The following is an 11,632-nucleotide window of genomic DNA, read 5'->3' as shown; positions in this document are numbered from 1 at the left end:
CGGCTGGAACACCTACAACTCGTTGACATCCGCCGGTGACCTGACGGGCGACGGCAAGCCGGACCTGATCGCCCGCGACAGCGCAGGCGTCCTGTGGCTGTACCAGGGAACCGGCAGTACGTCCGCCCCCTACACGGCCCGCACAAGGATCGGCGGCGGCTGGAACATGTACAACGTGTACAACGTGCTCAGCTGAACACGGGATCGGTGCCCTCCCCTCCGCCGGGCGGCAAGCGAGGGTACCGGCCCCAGAGCGCCGGATCATGAGGCAGGGGACGGGAAGAAATCTTGGACTGCTGGCATGTGGTGGCGAACGGCGACCGAGGCCGTTTCCCGTGTTCGGGCAGGCCGAAGGCACCGGGCCCCGGTCTGGCCACCGGTCGACGGCGAACAGCGCCCGAGGGGCGCTCTCGTCGATCGCGACGCAGTGGTGGTGGGTCTTGCCTGCGCGATGCCGGCCCAGATCGCGGCCATGGTGCCTCCGTGCGGTGGGTGTGCTGGGTGCCTTCCGACGGACGACCTCGCTGTCAATTCCCTACGGAGCGATCATTCGCAATTCCTAATTGGCAGCCGAGTCCTCGTGGGGCGTCGGGCGGCCAATCGATGGAAGCCACAAGCGGCAGAAGTTTGAATGCCTCACGCGCCGCCCCTGGGTGGGAGGACCATACGAAGGGCTCGCCCTGTCCCGCAGACAACGTAGGGAAGTTTGCGCGACTAGCACCCGGTTTGCCTGATTGGCGGTCTAGCTGACCGGTGAGCCTTGAAATTGGCCGCAGAGCGGGACTGCCACAGGGTGCCCATAGGCTCCTAGCAAGATCGTCGGAAGACACAACCATGGGGACTGGATGAGCTGGTGGGGCAGAAAGTTGGAGGATCGAGAGCGGTGGGTGCTTGATCCTTTGGTAGGGCTGGGGCCGTTGCGGTTCGGGATGGACTCTGACGAGGTGGTCGCGGCTCTGGGCGGGCCGCGAGCAGGCAACTCGCAGGTCGCGGCAGACGGGGGCCACTGGATGCGCTATCAGGACATCGGGGTGACCGGTATCTATGGCCCGGGGATGCTTCTGGTCGGCGTCGCAATCGATGCCATGGAAGGCCCGCTGGTCCGGCTCGGACAGGTCGAGCTGATCGCCAGGGTGCCGTCCCAGGCTCGCGCAGAGATCGAGGACCTTGCCCGTCAGGAGGGTGCCGCAGTGCGGGTGAACTGGAGTGGTGATCCGGAGATCGCGGCATGGGGGGTATCCATGGGCACCGCGCTGGAGTACGGGCTCACCGCCGAGGGATACCCAGAGCCGAAGGACAGGGTAATCACCTCTGCCCTGTTCGTCAGTGCCGAGCTTGCCGAAGCACCCTACGAAGCCGGGCCGGTCATGCACTGGTGCGACGTCCGGGAACGGGAGAAAAGCAGCGGCTCCTGGCCGGTGAAGACCAATCAGGAGCGCTCGCACTGGGACTGGTCTCCGCAGAAGGCTGTTGGCCCGCTGAGGTTCGGGATGACCCCGCAACAGGTAGCAGACGCACTGGGCGGCGAGGTCCCGGCCGGCAGGCAGGGGCACTATCCGTACTGGTGGTGGCGCAGCGGAGCGGCCGGGCAGTGGACGCTGACCGACGACCGGTTCGAAAAGACCGGGGTGAGCGCGCACTACTCGTATCCGGAGGGCCACCCAGTGCTGGGAGCTGTGACAGTCCACGGCCGGACCGGACCGCAGATTACCTATGCCGGAATCCCGCTGATCGGGGCAACACCCTCCCGCCTCGACGCGGCCATGCTCCAGCATATCGAGAATCACGACCTGGGGCTGCACTTCACTCCCAGCGGTAGCCCCGTTCCCGCCGGGCTCCGGATAGACGTGAACGCCACCCGGGCCGGGGACGCCGCGATCAGCGAGGTCACCTTCGTCTCGGCGGACTGGGAACTCTGACCGAAACGTCAGGCCGGACGCCCCACGCGGCTTCCCGCGGTGTGCACGTAAATGGGCAGACGGGCCAAGTGCGCTGAACCCAGATTGATCGAGCTCAAGGTTCGCGTCGGGGGTCGCGAGGGAAGTAGACCGGCCGCGCTTGCCCGTGCCGGTCCCGATCGAGACGCCAGTTCGCGGCATAGCGAACGAGCGTGCTCATGGAGACGGCGACGTCGTACTCATCGACGAGGCTGATCCAGATCTCCTTAGCGATCATGCCCTCTTCCAGCATGGGATCGATGAGCGCTTGCAACGGGCCGACAGCGGTCGTTCGCCGGTGAGTCAACGCGTGGGCGGGCGGATCGGCAGCGTTGAGCGCGCGTCGAACGGTCCGCCGTGAAACGTTGTGCCGTTGGGCCAGTGTGCGAATGGTCAGGCCCCGCCCTTCCGCATCTCGCCGGATCTCAAAGCAGAGATGGGCCCTGTTAACCTGTTGGCGCCCCCGCCCTCGCCGAAGCCGTACGAGCGGCGTCGACGAAGGCGTACGTGATCCTGGACGGGACGCTCCTGCCGATCGACCGAATCGCTGCCGACCGCCCGTTCTACTCGGGCAACCACAAGAAGCACGGCATGAACGTGCAGGTCATAGCCGATCCGCTGGGGCGTCTGCTGTGGGTTTCACCAGCCTTGGCCGGCGCCGTCCACGACGTCCGTGCTACGCGCGAGCACGGCGTCATCGGGGCACTCGCCGAGGTTGACATCACCTGCTGGGCAGACAAGGGCTACCGGGGTGCAGGCAGCACGGTCGGTCTCCCTTACCGCGGCCGATGGGACAGCCTCTCCACCGGCCAGCAGGCCGTCAATCGAGCCCACGCAAAGGTCCGTGCACTGGTCGAGCGGGCCATTGCCACCCTCAAGTCCTGGCGACTCATCCGCAAGCTCCGCCGCTCGACGACCCGGATCACGAGCCTCGTCCAAGCCGTCCTGGTCCTCCAGCTCGCCACCTCGGACTGAGATCAACCCGCAGCGTTCACCAAGTCCGTCAATTCGGCCTCGGTCGTGCCCGCCCGCAGACGAACGTCGAAGGTGTAGCCCTCATCGCAGAACACCAGGTCAAGATCCATGGGCGTCAGCTCGCGGAAGACGATCGCCAACCAGATCGCGTCTTCCTCCCAGACGTCCATGTACAGGCATGTGCCGTCCTCGTGCAGATATGCCTCACCTGGGCCGTTCTCCGTCTCGAACTGCCATATAAGGCTGCGCACTTCACTGCGGTGCATCGACTCGATCTCAACCGCAGACCACCGGGCACCAATCGCGGCTGTCAGCACATCTCGATCGATGCGCCATGCGCCCACATCACCCTCGACCACCGCCATGAACGTCATAGCCTGGGTCTACCAGACGTCTGTGGCACAGCATCGATCGGCCGTCGCCTGAGCTTGGAAAGGGCTCACTGCATGCGCTTCACCCGGACGCGACGGCTAGGATCTTTCCTTGCGGGATGCATGCACCGCGGAAATATGTGTCTAAGAGGGGACGTCCTAATGAGTGGACGAAGGGTCGCCACGGTGACCGAAAATATTCCTGCGGCGATCGGCCTGCCGATTGCTCTCGATCTTTCTGGCGGCTTGACTCCTGTGCTCGCTCTGGCGATTCCTTCTACTGTCCAGCGCAGCGAGTTGGATGAATTCATTGCGCGTCATGGATTTGTCCCTCGACAACAGACGGCTCAAGCACATGCGTCTCGTACCCGATGGGCGCTCGAACCCGACGGCCGGTTGACCGTCACGTTCAATACTGAAGAAAGGAGGGCCCGGTTTCAAATGCCAAACGAGCCAGAGATTCAAGCTTGGGCGGCTTTTGCCATTGCAAGAGGCGGGACTGTAGGAATAATGATCCTACCCGAGATGGACGCGCCGACAGCGGCCGCCGTGGCATTGCGAACGAGGATGGGCAGCGGAGAATACTGGCTTTTGAGTGCTGGACTGGATATCTGATCACCCAGGTCACATCTGAGCAGATGAAATACTTGCCGTTGATCCGACCTGAGGGCGTCGGCGAGCTACAGCGTGCGACGTTGCCCCCGCGCTGGGGCGGGAGCAACGTCGCACGCACTGTTCTAGACCGATTGATCAAGCAATAGCCACGGAATACACCCTGGCCTCGCTCCTGTTCCCGCCCGGCAGAACTCTTCTAGGGCCTCACGCACTTGGTGCGAAGGGATTGCCGCCTGCCGCGGGTAATAGCTGGGCGTTCCCGGGTCTGCGATGAGCCTAGGGTCTGACGAGGGCGGGTTTTGATTTCCCGAGGTCCAGACGAAGCGCGAGACATCGTCTTCTCTGGCCCCATCGGAAACCACACTCGTCCACCATTTCAACGCCCCGTACCCCTCTGTCGTATTGAGAGAGACGTACAGGTAGTTACTCGGCCATCTTTCATCAGTCTCTTCGGGATACTTTCCCTCGACGACACTGAGCACAGCCCTTTCAGGAATGATCTCGAATCCGTCTGGCGTCTCGCCCGCTTGAATCAGATCACTCATGATGTGGTCGATGAGGCTGTCGACCTCTTCTTTGGTGCGGGCGTATATTGCGCCAGCGTGCGTGCTGCCCAGAACGGTCATTCCGTCTCTCACCTCTTAGCCGTACCCTTCAACTCCAAGGCCTCGCTCGCCCCGGGATAGTGTACGTAAAGCGTCTGATCCTCGTAGAGGATAGCAGGGACCGCCTGCTTGCATCCCATGGAGTTCGGGCTGGACACCTTGGGGCAGACGTAGTTCGTGTTGATCACGATGTGCAGCTTTTTACCCTTCCCCATTTTGGTACGCATCTCCCAAGCGATCTTGGCTTCAGCATGATGGGCGACATCTGCGTACCCGGGGAAGTTCGGGAAATCAGGAGAACCCTTGAGGAACGCACTGATGTCCTCAGACAGGGGACTCCGGCCGCTCGTCAAGACTGAATCCCATACCAGGGTCCCATCTGCTTCGAATACGTAACCAGAAGTGGGGTCCCCACTCTTGCGCTTAGGGAGCTTTTTCCATGCCTTGCTTACCCAGTCGGGACATGGATTGTCATTGTTGTGGACGAGAACGTCAGTGGTACCAGTGGAGACGTAGTACGAGTGGAAGCCATCGACGGTGAGGTCGTAGGCGTCCTGCAGACCTGGCCAGTCATGCGTCGCGGCGATTACGACTGCGGTGTTCTGCGGGGTGCGCAGAGTGTCGCCGGCTTCGAGGTCGCCGGCGTTCTTCCAGGTCTGGTCGTTCTGGGACCAGTAGGGGTGGTGGGTGGTCGAGGTGAGTGTGGAGCCGTCGGCGAGGGCGACGTCGGTGAAGTTCCGGTCGTCGGGGGTGTGGATGGTTCGGGTGACGGTCCGGGCGCCGGTTTCGCCGGTGGTGGGGTCGGTGGCCGTGACAAGGTCGCCGGCTTCGATCTGCTCGATCGAACGGCGGGTGCCGTCGGCCATGAGGACGCGAGTGCCTGCGGGGAAGCTGTGTGCTGCCCCGGTCAGGCAGGCGACGGTACGGCGGGCTCCGCGGGCGTCCTTGACCGCGTCAAGGCCGTTACCGAGTTTGCTGACGAGCTTGAACTTGCCCCACGGAGTGACTCCTACAACGGCCATGACGCAGTTGCCGGAGAGGGGCTTGTCGATGCAGGCCTTGATGTCGTTGAGGCCCGCGAGTTCCCAGACCACCGCGCGGATCGTAGGGTCGACTGGCCCCGGCATGATCATGCTGTCGTCGGGCGAAGCCGCACAGGGCATGATCGGGATCATGGTTTCGCGGGTGGGGTGCGGGATGCAGACCCTCTTCGGCTCGCCCGCCTGTTCCTGCTGTCGCTTACGTTCTTCGGCAGCCTTTCGGCGTGCCTCTTCTGCCTCCTTCTCAGCGAGTGCCCGCGTGGTTTTCCAGGCTTCCTTGGCTTCGGCTTCTGCCTCGTCGGCGCTCTTTCCCGCAGCAAGGGCGGAAGCCCGGGCCCGGTCGGCGGCGTCGTCTGCCTTGCTCGCCGAGTCACGGGCGTAGGCGGCGGAGAATGCGGCTTCGGCGGCTGAGTTTTCGGCAGCGGTTGCGTCCTGGGCGGCCCGGTCGGCGGCGTCGCGGGCGGTGGCCGCCGATGCTGCGGCGTCTGCGGCGCTTCGGGTTGCGGCGTCTGCGGACGCGTCTGCGTCAGCGGCATGCTGCTTCGCCTGGGCCGCGGAGGCTTCTGCCTTTTCGGCTGCTGTTGCGGCGTCAGCGGCGGCGCCCTCGGCAGTCGCGGCGGCTTCGGTGGCGCGCCACGCGTCCTCGTTGGCCTCTGCCGCGATGAGGGAGCCTTCCGCCAGGAGGCGTTCGACTTGGTTGACGTGGACGTCGGCGAGGTCGTCCTTGCGCTGGGCCATGTACTGGCCGGTGGTCACGAACTCGTGCAGAAGCTCGGGCGGGCCGGCGAGAGCGATCTTTGCCGCTGCCTGCACCTCGGGGCTGCCGGTCTCGGCGAGGCGTGCTGTGACGACCTTCTCGTCGGAGAGGCGCTCGCCGTACTGGCCGATCTGCAGGAATGTTGCGAGGGTCTTGCCGGTGCCGTCGGCGAGAGCGGTTTTGGCTGCTTGGCTGACGCCTGGTCCGCCGGTGTTGGCCAGTCGGGCGACGTCGACCTTCATGTCGTCGCTGCCAGCCGTGTACTGGCCGGTGGTGTGGAAGGCCTCGATCTGTTCCGGTGTGCCGTTCAGAGCCTCGGCGGCCGCGGTGCGGACAGAGGCGTAGGGGCTCTGTGTGCTGAGGTCGACGATTTGCTGGCGGATGTCGTTGTGATTGGCCTCCTTCCAGCGTGTGCGCAGGTAGTCCAGGACGTCCTGGTCGGTTCCGGAGAGCGCGCGAGCGGCGGCTTCCTGGTGCCAGGGTCCGAGCAGTTTCATGGCCTGCATGGCGAGCTGGCGGCCCTTGGCCGCGGTGGCCTGGACGTCGATGTCGGGCCGGCTGGCTTCCTTGGCCAGTTCGGTCGCGGTGTCGTTCAGTGCGAGCGCCTCGACCTGGGTGGTGGCAGAGGCCGTGATCGAGATTTCCGAAGCGGACTTCATCGAGCGGGCGCGCTCAATGGCCGCGTCGGTGCGGGTCTCGAGGTCGGCAGTCTCCGTCTCCCGGGCCAGTTTGAAGATCTCGTTGGCCTTGGTGACGGCTGCGGTTGCGGTCTTGGCTGCTTCCTGCGCGGCTTGGGCGTTCTTCTTCGCGGTGGCGGCGTAGGCTGCTGAGTCTCCGGCGTGTGCTGCGGATTCGTCTGCGTAGTCCGCAGCTTTGTTCGCATGCTCGGCTGCCGAGTTGGCGGCGTCACGGGCTCCGTAGGCAGCGGTAGCCGCGCGCTGGGCCAGGGCCGAGGATCGGTCGGCGGCTCGGTCGGCGGCATCGGCGTGGCGGCGGGCCTCTGCAGCGGCCAGGGCGGCTTCGTTCGAGTGCACGCCGGCGGCGTCCGCGTGTTGGTTGGCCTCTTCAGCGGCTCCGGCTGCTGCTCGTGCGTTGCTGGAAGCGCTCTTGGCGGCTGTTGAGGCAGTCGCAGCCGCTGCGGAGGCCAGTCCTGCGTTCTCAGCTGCTAGTCCCGACTTGGTGGCGGCGTCGGCTGCGGCGCGTGCCTGCTTCGCGGCTTCCTTTGCCTCGTCGGCCTTCCCTTCGTCGCCCGCTGCTGCGATGGCCGCCTTGTAGGCCTTGTTCGCCGCCTCTGCTGCGGCCGTCGCTGCTGATGCGGTCTGCGCGGCAGCGAGTGCGGCGCGGCGCGCGGCACGGTTGGCGGCGTTTGCGGAACCGATGGCTTCTTGTGCCGCATCGGCTGCAGCCCGTGCGGCGTCGGCGGCCTGCTTGGCCTTGACCGCGGCTTTCTGTGAGTCGTCCTTTGCGGCTTCGGTCTCTTCCGCGGCCTTCTGCGCTGCTTCCTTGGCCAGCTGGGAGGCGTCGACCGCCTTCTTGGACGACTCCTCCGCCGTCTTCCTGGCGTCGTCAGCCTGCTTGCCGGCCAGTTCGGCCTGTTTGATCAGTTCAGCGATCGTCGCGTGTTCCTGGTCCCGGTTGCGGGCGGTGAACTGCCCGACCTCCAGGAACTCGACCATGTCCTCGGGTGTGCCGCGCAGGGCGACCTTGGCGGCCGCCTGCACGTTCGGGCCACCGGTGGTGGCCAGGCGGGCGACGTCGACCCGGTTGTCATCCTGCTGTGCCGTGTACTGGCCGCTGTTGAGGAAGAGTTCGCGTTCCTCGGCGGTGCCTTGGAGAGCGGCCTTACCTGCTTCGCGTACGCCGGGGCCGCCCAGGTTGATGAGGCGAGCGATCTCGACCTTGTGGTCGTCGTCCAGTGGCTCCTCGTAGCCGTAGAGGAGAAACTTCTCAAGCTCGGCCGGTGACAGCCGTATTGCGTCCTTGGCGGCCTGGCGGAGGCCGGAGCCACCGGTCATTGCCATCCGGGCGGCATCGATGCGGTTGTCATCGTGCTGGATGGACGGGGCGTCGGCCAGGAACTTCCGGATTGCCTCGTCACCGCCGAGCAGGGCCTGCTCGGCTGCTGTCTTGAGGCCGGCTCCGCCGGTCTCCCAGTAGCCCACGATGTCGGCCCGCACGTTCGCGGGTAGCGGTGCCGGCTCGGCTGCTAGGGCGGCCGGGGTGCCCAGCAGTCCTGACAGCATGCCCGCAGACAGCAGGACCTGTAGAGACCGTCGTGGAAACCACGATTTTTGTTTCGCTCCCGAACCAGGGGTACGGGAGGGTATGCGCCGTCTCATCCGGCGAGTCCTCTCATCAGAAGAAGAGTCCAGCCGGATAAACAGACGGGCGTTACGAATAAGGCTTCAAATGGTGAAGGTAAATCCCTTTCCGATAACCGGATGGGCGCTTTTTCGGTGCCCCCGCCGGCTGGATCCGCATGATCGTACACCGCGTCCCACTTGGCGAACGGCAGCGGTCGGCAGGGCGCGTTCTGAAGCTCATGCCCCGCTGATCCGCAGCTCGGACGTGCTGTTGCCACAAGTTGACCCAAGATCATCCTCTAAGTCACAACCAGCTAATAATGCGCGCTATAACCGATTAGCGTGTCAATGCTCGCCTCTTCTAGCCGTGCTGCGGTGAGTCGGTGCGGGAGGCCTGAGTGTTCAGTGAATGGTCTGTGCAGGTACTCTGAACGGCCGGTGTAACATGAGTCACGCCACAGGCCCTGCCGAGGCGATCTTGGCCATGATTCAATTTGCCGGGACGCGCGGATTTTGATTTCCGCAACTACTCAGAAAGGCCCGTTGTGGCGACTACATCCCGCACACGACAAGCACTAATGGCTATTGCGGTTTCTGTCCTTGCGGCAGGCGCGACGACGCTCGGTGTGGCCCACGCCGACAACGGTGACGCCGCGGCTCCGGCTGCGGCTGAAATGCCCCAAGCCGTCGAGGACTTCAGCTACCCGGGTGCCACCAAGATCCAGGCGGAAACCGGTGCGATCCTGAAGCGTGGCAACGGACACCTGCTGATGACGTCCTGCGACGGCAGCGAGGACATTCAGGTGATGAGCCGCACGGGACAGAAGGACTTCTGCTTCAACGTCATGGCCAAGCCGGCATACCTCACGCTGGAAGTGCCTCAGGCGTACGGCATCTGGACTTCAGCCGATCCGGTGAAGACGACGATCAAGGACACGGACGGCACGGCCACTGTGATCAACGCGCCAGCCAACGACTTCACGGGCTACGGAGAGGCCGGCTCCACAGGGGAGCCCACCACGCTCATCGAACTCCGCGTCGCTGGCTAGACCAAACGGCTACGCGCTCCACACCTGTACACCGGCCTCGGCTCGTACAGCTGCTGATCGTCGCGGGCCTGTGCCGCAACGAAGACCAGACGTCCAGTCACCTCACGCCGCGCCATGAGGCGGCGGTGCCTGTGAACGCGGGTCGCCGCTCCTGCCGCACTTGAGGTCCGGCTACGCAGCCCCCTGGTCTCTCCAGCCCAACCGTTGAGACACGCCTAACCCTCGATACAGGCAGGCGTCACCCGCTCCCACCGTCGCTTGGGACCGTCCTCACGGCAGGAGTACTCAAGCGCACCGCCGTCGAGGTCTGCCGCGCCCGCCCGTTCCGCGCCGGCTCCTCCAGCACTGTCACTGCAACAACACTTACGATTGAAGACTCACATGTTTCGTATGCCGCGTCCCATCCGGGCCACTGCCTTGTCCGCCGCCGTACTCGCTGGCGCCTTGGCGTCCACCCCAGCGCACGCCACCGTCGGCGACCCAACCACTGACGCGAAGCTGGACTTCACCGCCCGTCTGACGATCGGCACCGACTACCGGTCATGCTCGGGCGCGCTGGTGGACACCCAGTGGGTACTCACCGCGGCAAGTTGCTTCGCGGACGACCCGGATCAGGCCGACACGGTCGCTGCCGGCAAGCCCACGCAGCTCACCCGGGCCACCGTGGGCCGGGCCGACTCCAACATAGCCAACGGCTACGTGCGTGAGGTCGTCGAACTCGTCCCGCACCCAGAGCGTGACATGGTCCTTGCGCGGCTGGACAAGGCCATTCCCGACATCGCGCCGGTGCGCCTGGCATCCGACGCGCCGGCTGCCGGCACGCCGCTCACGGCAGTGGGCTTCGGACGAACCAAGGATGAATGGGTGCCCATCCAGCGCCACCAGGGCGCGTTCAACGTCACGTCGGTCACCGCCGGCGCGGTCAACGTCACCGGCCAGGGCGGCGACGCTATCTGTGCCGGTGACACCGGCGGGCCCCTGCTGCAGGACAAGAACGGCACCCTGCACCTGGTGGGTGTGAACAACCGCTCCATGCAGGGCGGCTGCTACGGCTCGGAGACGACCAGCACTGACGCCATCGCAGCAATGAGCGACGCAGACTTCGTCACACAGACCGTCAACCGTGATCTCGGCACTGGCAACCTGAGCGACCTGGTGGCCTCCGCCGACTTCAACAGCGACGGCCGTACCGACGTCGCGGCTGTCCTGGAAGACGGATCCCTTCACGCCTTCTACGCCAAGCCCGACGGGACGCTGGAGTACGGGCGCGAACTGTGGAACGACAACACCTGGAGCCCGATGGTGCAGATCGTCGGCGGCGACTTCAACAGCGACGGAAACGGTGACATCGCAGCGGTGCGCAGCGACGGCACCCTCAACCTCTACACGGGTACCGCCACCGGCATCCTCAACAAGAGCAAGCCCATGTGGCACGACACATCCTGGAAGAGCATCGAGCAGGTCACCAGGTTCAAATTCAACGGCCGTGACGGCCTCGTCGCCCAGTGGGGCGACGGCAACCTCTACGGCTACTACACCGGCACCGACGGCACACTGACGGGCACGAAGGTCAAGATGTGGCCGGACGCCACCTGGGGCAAGACCCGCCTCACCGGCACCGCCGACATCAACGCCGACGGCCGGGACGACCTCACCGCGGTCCGCGACGACGGCAGCCTGAACTGGTACGCCGGCAACACCAAGGGCGGCCTGGATGCCGCGCGCAAGCTGTGGCCGGACAACACCTGGACTCCCATGAAGCGCATCATCGGCGGCGACTTCAACGGCGACAACAAGGGCGACATCGCCGCTGTCGGCGGTCAGAGCACGCTGCTCCTGTACACCGGCACCGGCACCGGCACCCTCAACAAGGGCGTCGCCATGCGCCCCGCGTCATAGGCGGCCCTACACACACCTCGCACGCATCCCACTGAAGTACCCCGAGAAGGGATGGTCGGGAAGCCCCCACATGCTCATGGT

The 11,632-nt window shown here is 65.1% G+C and carries 8 protein-coding genes and 2 pseudogenes; 6 read left to right on the top strand and 4 right to left on the bottom strand.

All coding sequences use genetic code 11. The features are described 5' to 3' along the window. Window positions 1-196: pseudogene (locus tag IG88_RS0133075) on the top strand (hypothetical protein); the annotation flags it as partial. A gap of 733 nt (window positions 197-929) precedes the next feature. Next, entirely contained in the window at window positions 930-1,919 is a 990-nt protein-coding gene (locus IG88_RS40455; protein WP_158854158.1) for a hypothetical protein, read from the top strand. Window positions 1,920-2,013: 94 nt separating this feature from the next. On the opposite strand, the gene IG88_RS44695 is transcribed toward IG88_RS40455, so the two are convergent. Beyond that, the gene (locus IG88_RS44695; RefSeq protein WP_234332417.1) at window positions 2,014-2,190 is read right to left on the bottom strand and encodes a hypothetical protein; all 177 of its coding nucleotides are present in this window, start codon (window positions 2,188-2,190) and stop codon (window positions 2,014-2,016) included. A gap of 206 nt (window positions 2,191-2,396) precedes the next feature. Here IG88_RS44695 and IG88_RS0133060 point away from each other — a divergent pair. Next, window positions 2,397-2,912: pseudogene (locus IG88_RS0133060) on the top strand (IS5/IS1182 family transposase); the annotation flags it as partial. A 2-nt stretch (window positions 2,913-2,914) separates the two neighbouring features. On the opposite strand, the gene IG88_RS0133055 reads toward IG88_RS0133060, so the two are convergent. After that, window positions 2,915-3,286: a hypothetical protein gene (locus IG88_RS0133055; RefSeq protein ID WP_031049277.1), complete on the bottom strand. Its 372-nt coding sequence runs from the start codon at window positions 3,284-3,286 to the stop codon at window positions 2,915-2,917. 183 nt (window positions 3,287-3,469) lie between these two features. Here IG88_RS0133055 and IG88_RS43590 point away from each other — a divergent pair, with 183 nt between their 5' ends. Beyond that, on the top strand, window positions 3,470-3,898 hold the full coding sequence (locus tag IG88_RS43590; RefSeq protein WP_158854155.1) for a hypothetical protein: 429 nt from the start codon (window positions 3,470-3,472) through the stop codon (window positions 3,896-3,898). 122 nt (window positions 3,899-4,020) lie between these two features. Here IG88_RS43590 and IG88_RS39410 read toward each other — a convergent pair whose 3' ends face one another. Further along, complete coding sequence (locus IG88_RS39410) at window positions 4,021-4,524, bottom strand: Imm1 family immunity protein (protein WP_037837238.1); 504 nt, start codon at window positions 4,522-4,524, stop codon at window positions 4,021-4,023. Between the two features lie 8 nt (window positions 4,525-4,532). Beyond that, the gene (locus tag IG88_RS0133050) at window positions 4,533-8,543 is read right to left on the bottom strand and encodes a DddA-like double-stranded DNA deaminase toxin (protein ID WP_037837236.1); all 4,011 of its coding nucleotides are present in this window, start codon (window positions 8,541-8,543) and stop codon (window positions 4,533-4,535) included. A 638-nt stretch (window positions 8,544-9,181) separates the two neighbouring features. Here IG88_RS0133050 and IG88_RS0133045 point away from each other — a divergent pair. Then, window positions 9,182-9,652 (top strand): hypothetical protein, encoded by a 471-nt coding sequence (locus IG88_RS0133045; RefSeq protein WP_031049273.1) that lies wholly within the window; start codon window positions 9,182-9,184, stop codon window positions 9,650-9,652. A gap of 381 nt (window positions 9,653-10,033) precedes the next feature. Beyond that, on the top strand, window positions 10,034-11,551 hold the full coding sequence (locus IG88_RS0133040; protein ID WP_031049271.1) for a trypsin-like serine protease: 1,518 nt from the start codon (window positions 10,034-10,036) through the stop codon (window positions 11,549-11,551). The last annotated feature ends 81 nt before the right edge of the window (window positions 11,552-11,632 follow it).

This window comes from Streptomyces sp. NRRL F-5650 (assembly GCF_000721365.1).
Lineage (GTDB): Bacteria > Actinomycetota > Actinomycetes > Streptomycetales > Streptomycetaceae > Streptomyces > Streptomyces ardesiacus.
The sequence above is the reverse complement of the archived record's forward strand: the minus strand, read 5'-3'. Positions and strand labels throughout refer to the sequence as shown.